Source organism: Bacillus sp. SJS (assembly GCF_000732485.2).
Taxonomy (GTDB): Bacteria; Bacillota; Bacilli; order Bacillales; family Bacillaceae; genus Metabacillus_B; species Metabacillus_B sediminis.
In genome coordinates this window covers 454,079-470,806 of the sequence record NZ_JAQV02000031.1, presented here as the reverse complement: position 1 = coordinate 470,806, position 16,728 = coordinate 454,079, and the positions used below count along the sequence as shown (strand labels likewise).

Below are 16,728 nucleotides of genomic sequence, written 5' to 3'. Positions count from 1 at the left end.
CGTTTACGTGAAATTTCTTTTCCAGATACTTGCTGGCAAAGAAATAAATGAATGAGAGACGCTATTTTCATAGCTCGTTCATCTTTATTTTATGGTAAAATATAGAAGGTAAATGGATTTGTGAATTGCATTTGGGAGGGTTCTCTTATGTTGATAGCCTTATTGATATTCTTGTCAGGACTGATGCTTGCTGGTGATATTCTATTTAGTATTAAAGCATTGAAGCGGGGAGAGAGATTAGCCTTTACTGGTTCTTTTGACTCTTTTGTCATCTTCTGCACCAGCTGCGGTACGAAAAATAAACGCCAGTTTCATGAGCAGATTTGCCGAAAATGCTATAAGCCGTTCTAAAAGATATCCCGCACTCTCTAGGGAGAGGCGTACAAAAAACTCTTAAGGCCTCATAAATTAATTCCCCCCTTTCGCCCCAATGAAAAATCGTCTAGATCATAGTACGATAGGGTTTAGACTGCAGGGGAGGGGAATGAATCTAATATGAAATGGGTCACAGCGTTACTAATTCTATTTTTCATAGCGGTGTCCGGCTGCAGCCAAAATGTAAAAGAAAGTCAATCTTTGAAAAAGGACATACGATCAGAGATGAATCTGCATAAATCAGAGTTTAGGCTGAGTCATGCAGCTGATTTTTCATGGGAAAAGGCCTATATATTTGGACCTTATACAACAGAAGATGAAATAGAAAAAGAACTTGGAATGCCATTCAAGAATGAAAGCAATCTGGAACAAAGAGAAGACATGAATATCATTGTTTTCGTAAAAGGAAACCGTGTCATCATGTATGCAGAAATTCCCCGGTCTTACGGTGATTTTTTGGTCAGAGACCTGCCGATTACTCCTAAAAAGGATCAAATTCGCTTTCAAGAAATCAAAACATAAATTCCTTTATATGGAAAAATAGTAGGATTAAAGACATGATAATCAGTCCGTGGTTTTACATTCAAGCCTGTGAGATCCCTCCTGAATTTGCTTGGAAATACAAAATAGGACATAGGTCTCTTAATAAATATAAGGTAAGATACACAGTAATTGAAATGCAGACCTATAAATTCGACGTCATTCGACAAAAACTTCTCTAACGTAATCAAAGATAATAATCCAAATTTCCGTTGTGCAAACTTGAAAATTTCTCCTATACTTGAAGAAAGAAGAAGATGGAAGGTGAATGGCAGTGAGTGAGATGGATCGCTTCAATCAGCTAATGCGGAGTGTCATGAATACAGAGGGTGATTGCTACGCGGTGCAGCAGCTCAGGGGAGAATTAGTTCAGATTATGGACCAGTTCACTGGTATCATTCACCAGACGACGAACCATGTATCCGAGGCTGCCCATGACTGGAAAGGGAAGAGCGCTGAAAGTTTTAATCGGGTCATGGAGGAAGCATCAGATGCATTTACGACAATATACGACCATATGAATCAAATGATCACCGGACTCCAGCATGAGGAAGTCCGTTTAGCCGAGCTTGCCGCCCAACTAGAAGAGAAAGCGAGAGAATCACTTCAATGAACACGTCAAACCTACCTTTCGAAATTAGCATCAATGTGAATGAATTGCTCTCATTAAGCAGCCGCCTGAAAGAAAGAGAGCGTGAGCTGCAGGAAGTACAAAAGGGCTTCGATCATTCCTATTATAAAGCATCTTCCCATTATCCTAACATCGAACAGCTGGATATTTCCTACCACGCCGCCTCTATAAAACTGCAAATGGAAAGGTTAATTGAAACCATGGCCAAGCTTGCAGAAATCACCCAATTGACACCAGCCCAGCTAAACAATGCTGATCAGCATTCAGCAGAACAAATCTCTCAAATATAATGCCTTTTCTCCTGAAAATGGAGTAATCATTTAATAATTGGTCCTCAGCGATCTTGATTTGGATTGGTTTCTTCATCCTTCATATTTACCTTTGCATTTCTTTCAGATAAGCTGGATTTTCCCAGCTCTTTTTTGAATCTCCTAAATTCATTCCATGCAAGAAACCCCATCAAGCCAACAGCACCAGCTGCTTTCCATAGTTTAAATTGCTTCATTATGATTTGCCACCTCCTTTGTCATAACCAGCATGTATGTTTAATATTATACAGGTTAGTGGAAGAAAGATAGAAAGTCCAATTATACATGGGAGGGTTTCATTTGAAAAAGTGGCCGGTATACATAAATGGCGAGTGGATTTATACAGAGGAAACGATAAAAGTTGAAAATCCTGCAACTAAAGACATCATTGCATCTGTACCAAAAGGCGGCGAAAAGGAAGCAAAAGCGGCAGTTGATGCAGCATATCATGCTCTTACAGAATGGTCTTCGCTAACTGCCTATGAAAGGGCAGAATACCTGGAAAAGTGGCACGCATTAATTAAAGAGCATCAGAATGAGATTGGTGAAATCATGACGAAGGAGCAAGGAAAACCTCTTAAAGAAGCAATAGGAGAAGTGGGCTATGCCAATAGTTTTGTAAAGTGGTATGCAGAGGAAGGAAAACGAATTTACGGAGAAACCATTCCGGCGTCTGCTGCTAATAAACGTTTATTTGTTATCAAACAGCCTGTTGGGGTCATTGCAGCAATCACGCCGTGGAATTTCCCGGCTGCAATGATTACAAGAAAGGTGGGTCCAGCACTGGCGGCAGGCTGTACAGCTGTTGTCAAGCCAGCTTCCTCTACTCCGCTTACAGCGTTAAGACTGGCTGAATTAGCAGAAGAAGCAGGAATCCCAAAAGGAGTTTTAAATGTTATCACCGGTTCATCTAAAGAAATTTCCGAAGCCTGGATGGCAGATGAAAGAGTCAAAAAATTGTCGTTTACCGGGTCTACCGAAGTAGGGAAAACGCTCATGAAAGGCTCAGCTGATACGATGAAAAAAATCTCGCTTGAGCTTGGCGGACATGCGCCGTTCATTGTAATGGATGATGCGGATCTCGATAGCGCTGCTCAGGCTATGGCTGCCTCAAAATTCCGCAACTCAGGCCAAACGTGCATTTGTACCAACCGGGCTTATGTCCATGAGGCTGTTTATGATGAGTTTATGGAAAAGTTTAAGCAGGCTGTGTTCAGCCTAAAGGTTGGGAACGGACTGGATGAAGAGATTGCAATCGGTCCTCTTATTGATGATGATGGAGTTAATAAAGTAAAAGAGCATCTGCATGACGCTGAAAATAAAGGCGGAACTCTAATAAAAAGTCCTCAAAGCCTGCCAGATTTAAAAGGGTATTTTATGGAGCCGGTTATTATTAGTGATGCTACAGATGAAATGCTCTGCATGAACGAAGAAACGTTTGGTCCGGTCGCACCTGTTACCCGGGTAAAGAATATGGAGGAAGCAATCAGGAGAGCAAACAATTCTTCCTTCGGTTTAGCTGCCTATGTATTTACCGAGAATATATCCAGGGGCATCCGGATCGTAGAAGCTCTTCAATACGGCATCGTAGGCTTAAACGATGGACTTCCATCAACTGCGCAGGCTCCCTTTGGAGGCATGAAGGAGAGCGGTCTTGGCCGAGAGGGCGGCAGGCAAGGGATTGAAGAGTATTTAGAAGTGAAATACGTATCTCTTGGACTCCGGTGACAGGCATCTGGTACCTTAGGCCAGACTTTATTGCGTCTTTTTATAAAATGTAGTAATTTTACTTGTTTATCGTTTAGCGGCCAGGGGTATAAAATACACAAATTGATTAAGAGGAGGAGTTCAAGCAATGACACAAGTTACGATTCAGGATAGCAAAAGACAAAAGGATAAGAACAGCAAGCTAGTCAGAGGAATGATTTTAGGTGCTATTATAGGTGGAGCTGTTTCAATGCTGGATTCTACAACTCGAAGCAAGGTAACGAAAGGTGCTGCCGGAATTAAAGATTCGACAGTTGGCATTGTCCAAAATGTCAAGGACAATCCAGGCGAAGTTAAAGAGCAATTTGTTTCTCAATTTAACAATGCAAGAAACACACTGGAATCCGCTATCCGTGATGCACAAAATATTTACGAAAGCTTGAACAACGGTGTGTTTAAAAAAATAACAGAAGTCGCATCAACCTCACAGGAAGCTCTTAACAATGTTAAGGAAGCAGCAGGAGATATGAAGGACGTTGGAGCAAAAGTAGCCGATGCCGGATCCGGGCTGACAGATCCGATAACTGCTGAACATGACACCCGTACATCTTCTGCAAGCACGGTCAATTTCGATTCATCCATTCCGAGCCAATCTGTAAAAGCAGAGGATTCGGCTAAATTATAATTCATGCTTACATAGAACGGACAGCTGATGCTGTCCGTTTTTATTTTACTCTTGTTCAATTATTTACCAAAAAATTTACCTTCCTTAACAAGCTTTTAAAAGGCTTGTTATTTATTTGTAAAGCCTCCTTCATGATTCCTATCCAGAATAAAGAAGTATTGAAAAATGCTATAGGAGGCACGATGATGCGGGACAAGTTTGAAGATTCTAATGGAGATTATGATCAGGACAGAAGAAAATTTCTAAAATACTTTTTAGCTGGTTCAGCCGTAGTGGCAGTAGAGGCATCAGGTGCCGGCCGGTTAACTGGAATCCTTTCCAGAGCCCATGCAGCGGAAACATCGCCATATGTCCCTGTTTATCAAGCTGGAGAAGGTTTTCCACAGGCTGTATTATCTGGTGATCCTACTGAATCCGGGGCGATGATATGGACCCGAGTGGACCCGGTTAAAGAAACGGGCTATACAGACAATCAAATTGGCGAGAATGTAATTTATTGGCTGGAAAAAGAGAATGCAGGCAATGAAAATCTCTCCGCCGCTATTGAAGCAGGAAATTTTGTCATGTTTGAAGTAAGCCGCCAAGAGGATTTTTCTAATTTGGATGCGAGAGGGTTTTCACCGATTTGGAAGGAACACGATCAAGTCGTGAGGGTGGACTTAGACGGATTTCTAGAGTCTTCTGAAATCTACTACTACCGCTTTATTACGAAGAACGGCTACGTCAGCCAGACAGGACGTTTTCAAACACTGCCAAAAAATCAGGCGGATATCCAGCGTGTAAAATTAGGCTATGTTTCCTGCCAGGATTATACAAACGGTCATTTTACTGCCCTTGGGCATTTGGCAGATGAAGACCTGGCATTTTTCCTCCATGTTGGCGATTATATATATGAATCTGTTGGAGATGCCGCATATCAGGGAAATCTGGCATCGAGAAAAATCGATTTGCCAAGCGGTCAGCCTAAAGCATCCTCACTGGAGGATTACAGAACGCTATATAAAAAATATCGTACGGATCCAAATCTTCAAAAACTGCACAGCCGGCATGCGATGATTGCAACATGGGATGACCATGAATTTGCAAACGATACTTACTATCCCGCCGTCGCACCGGACGATGATCCCAATTCAAACCCGGAGCGGAGACTGGTAGCCAATCAGGCATGGTATGAATATATGCCGGCTCGAGTTCCGTTTAATCCTGAAAAGAATTTTGAAGAGTCCATCCGCATCTATCGTTCGTTTACCTATGGAAACCTGGCAAAAATTATAATGACCGATCAGCGGTTATACAGAAGTTCTCATCCTTGCGGAGAGGAAACGCTGGACCGTTATTTAACCAGAGGCTGTGAAAATGTATCCAGCTCTGAAAGAACGATGCTTGGAGCTTCGCAGCTGGACTGGTTTTTAAATGAACTGAAAACTTCAAATCAGCAATGGAAGCTGTGGGGAAACGAAGTGCAGCTTACCCAGTTAAAGATCCTTGGGAAACTCGCTAATCTGGATGCGTGGGATGGATATACGTATGAACGTGATGTCATTGCCAAAACCATTACGGATAACAGAATCTCCAATTTAATTGCCCTAACGGGAGACTTCCATACATTTGAAGCATCAGTAATGAGAGACAACTACGGTCTGTTTAAGGATGAGAAACAGATAGGGGTTGAACTAATGGTAGGCTCAGTGACGTCCAGCAACCTGAGGGAGTCGATCCGAAATATCCTGAATAAAATCCCGGATCCATCAAGTCCTATGCCTGCGAACGCCATTAGCGAGCTAATCAGCCTTTTAAGAACAAAGCTGACCGATCTCAGCACAATAACAGCAGAAGTGTTATTCAAGGAACTCCAAAACATCGTCAAAATTGAAAATCCATGGATTAAACTTTTTGACAGCACAGCCCACGGATATGCCGTTTTGGAAGTAACAAAAGAAAAATCAATGTGGACAGCTTACAAGGTAGACAATATTGAAAAAGAAACATCTAAGAAGGAATTGCTCTGGCAATGTGAAGTGCCAAATGGAAAGGCAGAACTCGTAATTCATGAAAATAATAGTCTATTCTAGGGAGGAAATTCAAAATGATTCAAAATATTGGAGTTCCAGGTCTTATTTTAATATTGGTTATTGCTCTGATTGTTTTTGGTCCTTCCAAACTTCCTGAGATTGGAAGATCCTTTGGTTCTGCACTCAAGGAATTTAAGAATGGAACGAGAGAAGCAATTAGAGATGAAGATTCTAAAAAGAGTGATGAAATAAAAAGTTAATGAGTAATCAGGGGGAGGTCTGATTGGATTGCCTCATCCTATGGAGGGAGGGAAAACACCATGTCTCAAATGACCTTCTGGCAAAGGCATTTGGAGGAACTGAGAAAAAGGCTCCTCCTGACAGGCATTGCTTATGCCGTTTTTTTAGGAATCGGATTCTTTCTTGCAGATGATTTGTATCGCTGGTTTTTAATCGATACGGACATTAAGCTGACTGTACTGGGTCCTTCTGAAATTATGTGGGTTTACTTTAGTATGGCGAACATAATGGCAATAGCTGCTGTATTTCCGGTAGCAGCCCATCAGCTCTGGGCATTCGTTGGACCAGCCTTAACGACTGAAGAGAAAAAAGCTGTCTATGCGTTTGTACCGGCAATTGGAATCTTATTTGCCGGAGGTATTTGTTTTGGATACTTTGTTGTATTTCCTTCTGCCTTAGGTTTTCTTTTAAATATGTCGGATGGTCTGTTTACCGCGTTATTCACAACTGAAAAATATTTTGGTTTTCTCTTTCAAATTGTTTTGCCGTTTGGTTTTTTATTTGAACTGCCGGCAGCCGTCGTCTTTTTAACCAATCTTGGACTGATCACGCCAGGAATGATGAGAAAGTACCGTAAATATGTTTACTTTGTCTTGGCCATTTTGTCGGCGGTCATAACTCCGCCTGATTTCAGCTCGCAGTTATTTGTGCTGATTCCAATGGCATTTTTATTTGAAGCAAGTATTTTTCTGGCTGCGGCAGCCGTAAAAAGGAAAAACAGCAAAGGGGACCAAGAACCGCTTCAGACAATTTAAAAAACAGGTCCGGACTTGAGCCGGACCTGTTTTTTCATTATGCAGTTTCCGAATCCGATTGTGAGGCTGCAGGAATGAAAATCGTTACCTTTGTACCTTCACCAGGGCTGCTCACTATGCTGAAATGGCCCCTGTGCTCTTCAAGAATTTTTCGGCAAATAAGAAGGCCAAGTCCTGTACCTTTCTCTTTCAATGAATAGAAAGGCTCTCCAAGGAAAGGGAGGCGCTCTGGGTCAATGCCAATGCCTGTGTCTTCAATGGTGATGAGGACATGTTCACCAAAATGGGAAAGGATAAGGTGGATGCTGCCCTCTTTCGGAATCGCATCCATGGCATTCGTAAGGAAATTTAAAAATACTTGTTTTAGAGACTCCTGCTTCCCTTCAACATAATAAGGACCATTCTCCTCCTCAAAAAATTCAAATGTTATGTTCCGGTCATTTAAGTCCTGCATCAAAATGTGAACGACAGGCACGAGGATATCATCCTTTAATTCAAGCTTGACAGTCTCCATACTCTCAGGTTTAGCCAATGATAAGAATTCATTCGTCACAAGCTTAATGCGTTCAAGATCTTTTTTCATGATTCTTAAATAGTCTTTGTTCAGCTCATCTGAGGTTTCCATTAACTGAAGAAATCCTAGAACCGAGGTCAGGGGGTTTCTCACTTCATGGGCTACAGCAGTAGCCATTCGTCCTGCTAAAGCAAGCTTTTCCTGACTTTTTACCATCTTGTCCAATTCGATTTTTTCTGTAATATCCTGAAAAGTAGCAATGATGTATTCGATGTCCTGACTTTGATCGGCGTATAAAATCCGGGTATCAATTAGGATCCAGCGGTTTTCTTCTCTAATCGGATTGTACACTCCCATAACGAAATGTGAGATTTCTTTTTTCGTTAAGAGCGTTGTCATGGAAGGATGCTCCTGTCCGGTTAAATCTCGTCCATTTTCGTCTTTTGCATTCCATTCAATATTTAACGAACTCATATTTAGTAAATCAGAGCTTTCATACCCTAATATTTCTGAAGCGCATTGATTAGCAAAAACAATCGTTCCATTCGAATTTTGCACTGTGATTCCGCAGGCTATTGCATCATAATAGCGGTTTTTTGCCGTTTCTAGAAGCACCCTGTCTGTTTGGTCATAAAAAGTGATAACCTGGCCGCGCTCATTTTTCATTGGATTAGCAGACAGCTCCAAGTGCCTCTTTTTTCGGCCATCCCCAATCTTCACCTCGATTGTGCGGTTCTCTTCGAGGAGAGAATGAATTGAAGCAGAATCCGTATACTTCAGAAGCAAGGGTTTGATTGACTGCCCTATTATATCGGACCGGTTCATATTTATCGCGCTTAACATGGCTTGATTAACAAAGATGACGTGATGATGTTCATCAATACCGAGCAATCCCTCAACTGAAGAGGAAAGGATATCCTGCATTTGGTTAAAGGCGTGCTGAAATTCCTGTTCCGCTTTTTTGCGGGGCGAAATATCCCTCATAACCACGATGACGGAAGTATCGTTCTGATTCCAGTCAGAAATGCCTTTTGCTTCTATAGAAATTGAACTTCCATCTCTTCTTGTAAGGGTGAGTTCAATAGGACCGGCGACATCCTGCTCGTGATTTATAAGTGAATGCAGAGCTTCATGTGCCACTATTTGATCTGATGGGTGAAGAAGATTGGATATAGAACCGCCTGCCTGCATACAATTCATCCCCAGCATTTTCTCAGCCTCTAAATTCATATAGGTAAGCTTGGCATTCTGGTAAATGATAATTCCATCTGGATTATGTTCTACAAGACGCTTGAATTTCTCATTGCTTTCCTTCAATTTTTCCTCATAAAGCTTATTTTCAGTCAAATCTATACCTGTACAAACAATATATTGAACCTGTCCATTTTGGTCAAAAATTTCTTTATTAGACCACCGAATCATCATCTTTTCGCCTGTTTTTCCCACCCAGTTATTTTCGTGAAAGGCAGGGAAGGGGGTAACGGACCGAGAAAAGAAATCCTTTGCATTCCTGCTCTCCTCCTTCTCAAGCATGACATCCCAAATATATTTTCCTGCAGCTTCCTCAAAGGCATATCCTGTGTGAAACGTGCAATGGCGGTTCCAATCCGCAATCCTTCCATCAGGTTCCAGGAGAACGACGAATGCCTGAATCGTATCTAAAATAGAATGAGAAAATTCCTTTTCTGAGAGCAGTTGATCAAATTCCTTTTTCCTTCTTGAAATTTTTTTGATGGAAGAATAAATGAACGTTTTACCGTCCATTTTGATGAGGAAGCAATTCGCTTCAACGGGGATTTTGGTTTGGAGTTTCGTCAGCAGCTCCATTTCAACCGTAATTTCCCGTTCAATGGCGAAGCGATTCTGTATAGAGCGGAAAATTTCTGAATCAATATGCCCAAAGAACAATGTAATGGGGTTAAGCTTTTTCATTTCTTCTCTTGTGTATCCAAGAAGGCTGCATGACTTGTCATTAAAATCATAGAATTTTGCAGCAAGGGGTACCAATGATGTGAGTTCCGTAATAACGATTGCTTCGTTCGTTTGATTGAAATAGTAGTGTAATAGGTTGTGCGAATTTTCGCCCATTATTGAATCCTTCATTTTCCCGCCCCCTTTGGCTTGGTTATCCTTATTTTATTAGATTTGTGAAAAAAATACTAATCCATTATGTGCAGATATGCATAAATTTTTTGCGGTCTTTATATACATGTACATAGACTATTGGAGAGGTGTGTAGCCATGAAGCGGGAAGCGGAACTTGAACTGTTATATCTGACAGAAAAACTGAAAAATGAGCAGCTGCCTAACGGTTCCTGGTCCTATCTATTTGAAACTGGAATCAAAACGGATTGTTTTATGATTGTTCTTATAAAGGCACTCCGTCTATATAAACCGGATCTATTGAACTCCCTATCTGAAAGAATCGCAAGGAAACAAGAGAGGGATGGATCATGGAGACTGTTCCATGATCAGGAAGAAGGAGATGTATCAACAGCTATTGAAGCCTATTACGCTCTTCTGCTTTCAGGATACTATGAGGAGACGGCTCCTCAGATGATAGCGGCAAAAAGATACATCATATCTAAGGGAGGGATAAGAAAAGCAGGACTTTTTACAAGAATAATGCTTGCCCTTACCTCCCAGGCAGAATGGCCGTCTCTGTTGTCCGTACCGATTGAAGCGATCCTTCTTCCAAAAAATTTCCCGGTGAATATTTATGACCTTTCTGTATATGGACGCGCTAATCTTATTCCTATTCTTACAGCTGCTGCGAATAAATTTAAGATTAAAATAGAGGGATCCCCAGATCTAACTGCTATGGAAGGTAACAGGGAGGAGCCGCTTGAGACCTACCGTTCAAGCGAGTGGAGGGGATTATTCGGTATGGTAGGTTCCGGTGTTCAGCTAATGGCGGGCGGACCAGGGCGCTTAAGGAAGGATGCTTTAAAAAAAGCGGAAACCTACATGCTTCACAGGCTGGAACCGGATGGAACCCTTTACAGCTATTTCAGCTGCACCTTTTTAATGATATTTGCCCTCATGTCACTCGGATATGATCGTGAGCACCCTGTAATTACGAAGGCAGTACAAGGTTTGATTAATATGGCGGCCGTCACTCCAGAAGGGCTGCATATGCAATATACGACAGCCCACGTATGGAATACATCCCTTCTTTCCTATGCCCTTCAAGAAGCAGGCGTAAGCGGCTCCATTATTCAAAAGGCAAACCGGTATTTGCGCTCAAAACAGCATATACAGTATGGGGACTGGGTCATTCACAATCCGAAAGCTGCACCAGGAGGCTGGGGCTTTTCGGATATCAATACAATGAACCCGGATATAGATGATACGACAGCTTCTTTAAGGGCGATTAAAATAGAGGCAGCGGAAAATTTCCAAAGCCGGGAAGCATGGAACAAAGGGCTGCAATGGCTGCTGTCCATGCAGAATGGCGATGGGGGATGGGCCTCTTTTGAACGAAATGCTGCCCCTCCATATGTCCACTTCGTCCCAATTGAAAAAGCGGAATTCATCATTTCAGATGAATCATCAGCGGATTTAACAGGGCGGACAATTGAATTTCTTTGCACGTTTGCCAATCTTAATCCTGAGAATTCAGCTGTTCAAAAAGGAATAAGGTGGATCCTTAAACACCAGGAAACGGACGGGTCATGGAATTCCAGATGGGGAATCTGCTATATATATGGAACATGGGCTGCAGTAACAGGGCTTGCGGCAGCCGGATATTCAGAAGATTCTCCACCCATCCAGCGTGCAAAACAATGGCTTGAGCAGCATCAGAATTCTGATGGCGGCTGGGGAGAATCCTGTAAAAGCGATATCATGAATCACTATGTCCCGCTTGGAACAAGTACCCTGACCCAAACCGCCTGGGCGATTGAAGCTCTCCTTTGCTGCAGCAAGAAGATAACACCTTCTGTGGAAAGGGGAATTCGCTACCTTATCAGCCATATAAGGAAAACGGATTGGACGTCATACTATCCTAAGGGACAGGGCTTTGCCGGCCAATTTTATATACACTATGAAAGCTATGACTTTGTATATCCGCTTTTGGCATTATCACGATTTATTAAAAGGGCAAATGAAGGGGAGAGTGCATAGGCTATAGCAGAAACCAATTGGATAGGAGCTGCTAAAGTCATGCCGGAAGATAAAAATAGACCGAATGCAGGACCAATGAGGATGATCAATGATTTCTTCGAAAACCGCCCCTCCAAATCTCTGCTTGATACGATCGATGATATCTTTACACGAAACCCAAACAAGATGTACTTTGGAGTGGACATGACAGAAACGATGACCCACTATATCATTAAGGCGGAAATTCCCGGTATATCAAAAGAGGAAATCGATTTGGAACTAGAGAATCAGGATTTAATCATAAGGCTTTTCCCAGATCCGAAGAATAAAGACGGAGCAAAATGGGAAGGGGCAATCCGGACCATCGAGCTGCCCGGCAACGCGATTTTACAGGACATGAAAGCACAATACCGCAGTGGAATTCTAAGTGTACGCTTTCCTAAAAAACAAGGGAAGAAAATTATCGTTGAATAAAAGCGGGCTTAACCTTATGAGGTTAAGCCCGCTCTTTGTCCTAAAAAAGGAAAAACAAAACAATTCCTATCACTGTAAACATAATTAAGAACATAATCCAAAAAAGCTGTTTCTCACGAGGGTTAAACCATCTGAGAACGGAACCGGCAGCAGCGATTATTAAAAATGCCCCAACCCATTCAGAAAGAACGGTAAACGGCTTTTGGGGAAAATGTCCAATCTGAATGACTGATAAAATCAGCATAGAATAAATCAATCCATTTAAAAGAAACAGGACCATCCATCTTTTCATATCAATTCCTCAACTTTCACTCCATTTGTATATGGTAGCTGATTTAGTAAGCTTTTTTCAAATTACGACAAAAAATGAGTATAATGACCTGGTTTTTGGCTGGTGAGTATGTTGAGGTAAGGCTGCTAGAAATGTATACATAAAAAAACTGACATTGAAGTAAATGATGAAATGGCAGGCATCACGGAGAAAAAGTGGAATGCCAGGGAAGGATGCCAGGCATTGGGTGAAAAAGAAGGAATGCCAGGGAAGGATGCCAGGCATTGCATAAGAAGGGTGCAATGCCAGGGAAGGATGCCAGGCATTGGGTGAAAAAGAAGGAATGCCAGGGGAGGATGCCAGGCATTGCGTGAAAAGGGTGCAATGCCAGGGAAGAATGCCAGGCATTGCAGAGAAAAAGTGGAATGCCAGGGAAGAATGCCAGGCATTGCAGAGAGAAAGTGGAATGCCAGGGAAGAATGCCAGGCATTGCAGAGAGAAAGTGGAATGCCAGGGAAGAATGCCAGGCATTGCAGAGAAAATGTGGAATGCCAGGGAAGGATGCCAGGCATTGCAAAAAAATAGTGGAATGCCAGGGAAGAATGCCAGGCATTGCAAAAAAAGGTGCAATGCCAAATAAGAACGCCATCAGTAGAATGGCAGGACGCTGAATAATCCGTCAAATCGTATGAATTGCTTTTACAGTGATATAATAAAATTTGGATAAATTTTTTTATAATAAAGGGGAATGAAATATGAACACTCCGACTAAAACCTGTAAAGAATCTTTTGTGGTTAAAACATCTATGGTACTGCCTCCGGATACTAACAATCATGGCACTCTTTTTGGCGGAAGGCTGATGGCTTATATTGATGATGTAGCTGCGATTGCTGCTACAAGGCATTCAAGAACGCTCGTGGTAACGGCTTCCACCGATTCTGTTGATTTTTTGCATCCGATCATGGTCGGTCATTCTGTTTGCTTGGAAGCATTCGTGACCTATACCGGAAGAACATCCATGGAGATCTTTGTCAAAGTGGTCGCGGAGGATATGCTCTCAGGTGACCGCAATGTCTGCGCGTTAAGCTTCCTGACCTTTGTCGCTGTAGATGCAAATAATAAGCCAACGCCTGTTCCTCAGGTGATTCCTCAAACGGAGATGGAAAAACAGCTGAATGAAACGGCAAAAGCACGAGCCCAAGCAAGAAGGAATAGAAAGCAGGAATTTGAAAAAATGGCAGAAATGTTCGGAACGGATATGCCTTGGTAAGGTGACCCAAAATTTATTCCATAAACTGGACAGGTTTTTTCATCAGTCTGACTTCTTTTTAGCACTCAATTGTGATTTAATGAGGGTATAAAAGCATTATGGTTCGGGGGAGGATCCGTTATGAAAATTAACTTTACGAAACAGCAGTATCATACGCTTTTGAAGATGCTTTACCTCTCAACCTGGGTTGGGGCAAGAGAAGAGCACGAGGAGCAGGCGGATGAATTTTTCGATTTGGAAAATTATGTCCTGTCCTTTGCCAAATCATACGGTGTGGAGCATTTAGTAGATTATGATTCTCTGGAAGATGAATACTATGCTTCCCGCCAGCTGGATGAGGAGCTGGAAGACATTATTGCTGATTATGAGGAAGAAGTCTTCTGGGATAAACTTTGCGCTCTGCTCGCCCGCCGCGATTTAATGAAAGAAGAAACGGTGATGAATACATACAGCCCTGAACAGCGTTTTGAACGGCTCATGGAAATAGAAGAAAAGTATCATCAATATTTTGAAGAATTTGGTCTTGAAAAAATTAAATTAGATTAGTCTCACTAACTGGTTCCCTGCTGGGACCAGTTTTTTTAAATCAGGATATGGGAATAGAACTGTTATGGAGAAAGCGGGTGCAGTCTATAATATCTTTTAATAAGATAATCCTCATGCATAGTCCTATGATCATACAAGGATGCAAGAAGTTAAAAATACCATCTGCCGGCTTAATTTGAGAACTTAAATATCTTGGATTGAACATGCAAAGGATCTTACAGCGGTCAAGAAAGCGAGAGTTTATGTAAGCTGGTTGTTACCTATATTTTGTCATGAAGGGGATGCTCGTTCATGTTTATCTATACGAAAGAGAATATACGTCTTATAGACAGGCAGGCAGAAGAAAGAGGAATAAGCGAATTTACATTAATGGAAAATGCGGGTGCTGGACTGTATAGAGAAATTTCCACCCTGATTACTAAGCAGCAGGAGATTTGCATTGCTGCAGGAAAAGGCAATAATGGCGGTGATGGAATTGTTTTGGCCAGGTACCTGCTTCTCAACGGCTATCAGACAAAGCTATTCTTTCCATTTGGTCTTCCTGCAGAGGATGGAACAGCAGGCCGGCATCTCCGTTATTTAACTGCCTGCGGTTTTTCACCCTTTGCGGATGCAATTGAAGGTGATGTTATCGTTGACGCGCTTTTTGGTATTGGCTTCCAGCAGCCCTTGAGAGAAGAAGCAAAGGTATGGGTCAGACGATTAAACGAAAAGCACGCACTTAAAATTTCAATAGACATACCATCCGGAGTGGAAGCTGACCATGGTTCGGTAAGTGAAGCGTTCCGGGCGGACTATACATTTTGTTTACATGGATACAAGCCATCCGCTATTTTGATTCCATCAACAGCATATTATGGGAAAGTGTCGACAGTATCCATTGGACTTCCCCAGGATAGCAAATTAAAGATATGGACTGAGGAAGATGCAATGAACGCATGGCCATCCTTTTCACCCTTTGCTCATAAAGGAAGCTTCGGTACAGGCTATATCATAGCCGGGAGTGACCATATGCCCGGCAGCGCCATGCTCGCAGCGAAGGGAGCGCTGAGAAGCGGTATTGGAAAGCTGATTATGGGGACAAGCCAATTTGCTTCAGCAATATTGGCAGGTGAAGTCCCTGAAACCACATACGAGTTTGACGGACTTGAAAAAACGGCTAGCGGGTTTGTCCCTGAAAAGTTGAAAGCAGCCGCTATTGGACCGGGATTAGAGAACAAGAATTATATTGAACAAGCAGTCCAAAACTTGCTGAAAGAAGATTTTCCAGTAGTTTTGGACGCAGGTGCTCTGCAAAAGCGGGAGTATAAAAAAAGAGAAGTACCTCCAATTCTTACTCCCCATCCAGGTGAGTTCAGCAGGATGACAGGATTGAATGTAAATGAAATTCAGAGCAGCCGGATCCAGGCTGCCCTTCAATATGCAGATGAACATGATGTTATCCTATTGTTAAAGGGAGAGCATACAATCATTGCCTTTCCTGATGGTGAAGCGATAGTGAACCTGACAGGTAATTCTGCACTTGCAAAAGGCGGAACTGGGGATACCCTTACCGGAATTTTAACCGCTTGTTTGTGCACCCATCAAAACGTTAAAGAGGCAGCTGCAAATGCCGTATTTATCCATGGAAAGACGGCAGATCTGTGGGTAAGCAAATATGGAGCCCGCTCCATGACTGCAAGTGATATTTCGGATATGATTCCAGAAGTGATGAAGTACCTTGAGAATAAGAAGGAGACTTATAGTGGATGAATAGATTATGCATTATTCCATGCGGGAAACGGAAAATTTGGGATAAACAGCCTGGACTTGGACCCGTTCAGGCTCAGTACGCTTATACCGGTGTTTTTCACACTCTCTGCCAAGCATATGCCCGCACCTTTTTTTCTTCCTGGGTTATCCTCTCTGCAAAGCATGGATTTTTAAAACCAGAAGAACTAGTTCCGGGAAATTACGATCTCGCTTTTCAGATGAAGCATCCTGAGATTATTAGTATCCGAGATCTGCGAAATCAGCTGGACAAAAAGAAATTGGATAATGTAGATCAAATTTTTATGCTGGGCGGGAAGAAATTTGACCGGATTCTATCAGAGGTTTTTGGAAAATCGGTGCAATTTCCCTTAAAGGGTTCAAAGGGAATTGGAGAGATGCAGAGAAAGCTAAAGACAGCGGTGGAAACTGAGACTGAAATTGTTTGTTAATAATTTTGTTTATTGATAAAAGGACATCAAATTT

At 42.1% G+C, this 16,728-nt stretch carries 19 protein-coding genes; 16 read left to right on the top strand and 3 right to left on the bottom strand.

Annotation, left to right across the window (positions count from 1 at the left end; all coding sequences use genetic code 11):
• The first annotated feature begins 147 nt into the window (after window positions 1–147).
• From AS29_RS19905 to AS29_RS19890, 4 genes are all read left to right on the top strand, one after another.
• Window positions 148–351, top strand: coding sequence for a hypothetical protein (locus AS29_RS19905; RefSeq protein ID WP_035413158.1), 204 nt, complete (start codon window positions 148–150; stop codon window positions 349–351).
• A 144-nt stretch (window positions 352–495) separates the two neighbouring features.
• Window positions 496–897, top strand: coding sequence for a hypothetical protein (locus AS29_RS19900; RefSeq protein WP_051860861.1), 402 nt, complete (start codon window positions 496–498; stop codon window positions 895–897).
• A gap of 286 nt (window positions 898–1,183) precedes the next feature.
• Entirely contained in the window at window positions 1,184–1,528 is a 345-nt protein-coding gene (locus AS29_RS19895; RefSeq protein ID WP_035413154.1) for a WXG100 family type VII secretion target, read from the top strand.
• Complete coding sequence (locus tag AS29_RS19890; RefSeq protein ID WP_035413151.1) at window positions 1,525–1,836, top strand: hypothetical protein; 312 nt, start codon at window positions 1,525–1,527, stop codon at window positions 1,834–1,836. The genes AS29_RS19895 and AS29_RS19890 overlap by 4 nt, the downstream gene beginning before the upstream one ends.
• Before the next feature lie 44 nt (window positions 1,837–1,880).
• Here the strand turns inward: AS29_RS19890 and AS29_RS21475 are convergent, their stop codons facing one another.
• A complete protein-coding gene (locus tag AS29_RS21475; RefSeq protein WP_156505995.1) occupies window positions 1,881–2,051 on the bottom strand; it encodes a hypothetical protein in 171 nt (56 codons plus the stop codon).
• Window positions 2,052–2,154: 103 nt separating this feature from the next.
• On the opposite strand from AS29_RS21475, the gene AS29_RS19885 reads away from it, so the two are divergent.
• From AS29_RS19885 to tatC, 5 genes are all read left to right on the top strand, one after another.
• Entirely contained in the window at window positions 2,155–3,582 is a 1,428-nt protein-coding gene (locus AS29_RS19885) for an NAD-dependent succinate-semialdehyde dehydrogenase (protein WP_442854545.1), read from the top strand.
• A 127-nt stretch (window positions 3,583–3,709) separates the two neighbouring features.
• Window positions 3,710–4,246: a YtxH domain-containing protein gene (locus AS29_RS19880; RefSeq protein ID WP_051860860.1), complete on the top strand. Its 537-nt coding sequence runs from the start codon at window positions 3,710–3,712 to the stop codon at window positions 4,244–4,246.
• A 185-nt stretch (window positions 4,247–4,431) separates the two neighbouring features.
• Window positions 4,432–6,318 (top strand): alkaline phosphatase D family protein, encoded by a 1,887-nt coding sequence (locus AS29_RS19875; RefSeq protein ID WP_035413146.1) that lies wholly within the window; start codon window positions 4,432–4,434, stop codon window positions 6,316–6,318.
• 14 nt (window positions 6,319–6,332) lie between these two features.
• A complete protein-coding gene (tatA, locus tag AS29_RS19870) occupies window positions 6,333–6,518 on the top strand; it encodes a twin-arginine translocase TatA/TatE family subunit (protein WP_035413143.1) in 186 nt (61 codons plus the stop codon).
• Between the two features lie 60 nt (window positions 6,519–6,578).
• On the top strand, window positions 6,579–7,313 hold the full coding sequence (tatC, locus tag AS29_RS19865) for a twin-arginine translocase subunit TatC (protein WP_035413141.1): 735 nt from the start codon (window positions 6,579–6,581) through the stop codon (window positions 7,311–7,313).
• A gap of 37 nt (window positions 7,314–7,350) precedes the next feature.
• Here the strand turns inward: tatC and AS29_RS19860 are convergent, their stop codons facing one another.
• The gene (locus AS29_RS19860; RefSeq protein ID WP_051860859.1) at window positions 7,351–9,930 is read right to left on the bottom strand and encodes a PAS domain S-box protein; all 2,580 of its coding nucleotides are present in this window, start codon (window positions 9,928–9,930) and stop codon (window positions 7,351–7,353) included.
• Between the two features lie 138 nt (window positions 9,931–10,068).
• On the opposite strand from AS29_RS19860, the gene AS29_RS19855 reads away from it, so the two are divergent.
• Together AS29_RS19855 and AS29_RS19850 are read left to right on the top strand one after the other, a co-directional pair.
• A complete protein-coding gene (locus tag AS29_RS19855; protein WP_035413138.1) occupies window positions 10,069–11,952 on the top strand; it encodes a terpene cyclase/mutase family protein in 1,884 nt (627 codons plus the stop codon).
• Between the two features lie 39 nt (window positions 11,953–11,991).
• Entirely contained in the window at window positions 11,992–12,405 is a 414-nt protein-coding gene (locus AS29_RS19850) for an Hsp20/alpha crystallin family protein (RefSeq protein WP_035413135.1), read from the top strand.
• Between the two features lie 40 nt (window positions 12,406–12,445).
• Here the strand turns inward: AS29_RS19850 and AS29_RS19845 are convergent, their stop codons facing one another.
• Window positions 12,446–12,697, bottom strand: coding sequence for a hypothetical protein (locus tag AS29_RS19845; RefSeq protein ID WP_035413132.1), 252 nt, complete (start codon window positions 12,695–12,697; stop codon window positions 12,446–12,448).
• 304 nt (window positions 12,698–13,001) lie between these two features.
• Here AS29_RS19845 and AS29_RS19840 point away from each other — a divergent pair, with 304 nt between their 5' ends.
• The 5 genes from AS29_RS19840 (at window position 13,002) to AS29_RS19820 (ending at window position 16,694) form a co-directional block, all read left to right on the top strand.
• Window positions 13,002–13,316: a hypothetical protein gene (locus AS29_RS19840; protein WP_035413129.1), complete on the top strand. Its 315-nt coding sequence runs from the start codon at window positions 13,002–13,004 to the stop codon at window positions 13,314–13,316.
• A gap of 115 nt (window positions 13,317–13,431) precedes the next feature.
• Complete coding sequence (locus tag AS29_RS19835) at window positions 13,432–13,947, top strand: acyl-CoA thioesterase (RefSeq protein ID WP_035413126.1); 516 nt, start codon at window positions 13,432–13,434, stop codon at window positions 13,945–13,947.
• Window positions 13,948–14,067: 120 nt separating this feature from the next.
• Window positions 14,068–14,493: a hypothetical protein gene (locus AS29_RS19830; protein WP_035413122.1), complete on the top strand. Its 426-nt coding sequence runs from the start codon at window positions 14,068–14,070 to the stop codon at window positions 14,491–14,493.
• Window positions 14,494–14,784: 291 nt separating this feature from the next.
• Entirely contained in the window at window positions 14,785–16,245 is a 1,461-nt protein-coding gene (locus AS29_RS19825; protein ID WP_066099103.1) for a bifunctional ADP-dependent NAD(P)H-hydrate dehydratase/NAD(P)H-hydrate epimerase, read from the top strand.
• The gene (locus AS29_RS19820; protein ID WP_035413119.1) at window positions 16,242–16,694 is read left to right on the top strand and encodes a DUF6884 domain-containing protein; all 453 of its coding nucleotides are present in this window, start codon (window positions 16,242–16,244) and stop codon (window positions 16,692–16,694) included. Before AS29_RS19825 ends, AS29_RS19820 begins: the two co-directional genes overlap by 4 nt.
• Window positions 16,695–16,728 lie beyond the last annotated feature (34 nt).

Excerpts from the sequence above, each read along its gene's own strand:
- AS29_RS19855 (WP_035413138.1), top strand. The coding sequence starts at position 10,069 with ATGAAGCGGGAAGCGGAACTTGAACTGTTATATCTGACAGAAAAACTG.
- AS29_RS21475 (WP_156505995.1), bottom strand. The coding sequence starts at position 2,051 with ATGAAGCAATTTAAACTATGGAAAGCAGCTGGTGCTGTTGGCTTGATG.
- AS29_RS19900 (WP_051860861.1), top strand. The coding sequence starts at position 496 with ATGAAATGGGTCACAGCGTTACTAATTCTATTTTTCATAGCGGTGTCC.
- AS29_RS19820 (WP_035413119.1), top strand. The coding sequence starts at position 16,242 with ATGAATAGATTATGCATTATTCCATGCGGGAAACGGAAAATTTGGGAT.
- AS29_RS19825 (WP_066099103.1), top strand. The coding sequence starts at position 14,785 with ATGTTTATCTATACGAAAGAGAATATACGTCTTATAGACAGGCAGGCA.
- AS29_RS19850 (WP_035413135.1), top strand. The coding sequence starts at position 11,992 with ATGCCGGAAGATAAAAATAGACCGAATGCAGGACCAATGAGGATGATC.
- AS29_RS19880 (WP_051860860.1), top strand. The coding sequence starts at position 3,710 with ATGACACAAGTTACGATTCAGGATAGCAAAAGACAAAAGGATAAGAAC.
- AS29_RS19845 (WP_035413132.1), bottom strand. The coding sequence starts at position 12,697 with ATGAAAAGATGGATGGTCCTGTTTCTTTTAAATGGATTGATTTATTCT.
- tatC (WP_035413141.1), top strand. The coding sequence starts at position 6,579 with ATGTCTCAAATGACCTTCTGGCAAAGGCATTTGGAGGAACTGAGAAAA.
- AS29_RS19830 (WP_035413122.1), top strand. The coding sequence starts at position 14,068 with ATGAAAATTAACTTTACGAAACAGCAGTATCATACGCTTTTGAAGATG.
- AS29_RS19895 (WP_035413154.1), top strand. The coding sequence starts at position 1,184 with ATGGCAGTGAGTGAGATGGATCGCTTCAATCAGCTAATGCGGAGTGTC.
- AS29_RS19835 (WP_035413126.1), top strand. The coding sequence starts at position 13,432 with ATGAACACTCCGACTAAAACCTGTAAAGAATCTTTTGTGGTTAAAACA.
- tatA (WP_035413143.1), top strand. The coding sequence starts at position 6,333 with ATGATTCAAAATATTGGAGTTCCAGGTCTTATTTTAATATTGGTTATT.
- AS29_RS19875 (WP_035413146.1), top strand. The coding sequence starts at position 4,432 with ATGCGGGACAAGTTTGAAGATTCTAATGGAGATTATGATCAGGACAGA.
- AS29_RS19905 (WP_035413158.1), top strand. The coding sequence starts at position 148 with ATGTTGATAGCCTTATTGATATTCTTGTCAGGACTGATGCTTGCTGGT.
- AS29_RS19890 (WP_035413151.1), top strand. The coding sequence starts at position 1,525 with ATGAACACGTCAAACCTACCTTTCGAAATTAGCATCAATGTGAATGAA.
- AS29_RS19860 (WP_051860859.1), bottom strand. The coding sequence starts at position 9,930 with ATGAAGGATTCAATAATGGGCGAAAATTCGCACAACCTATTACACTAC.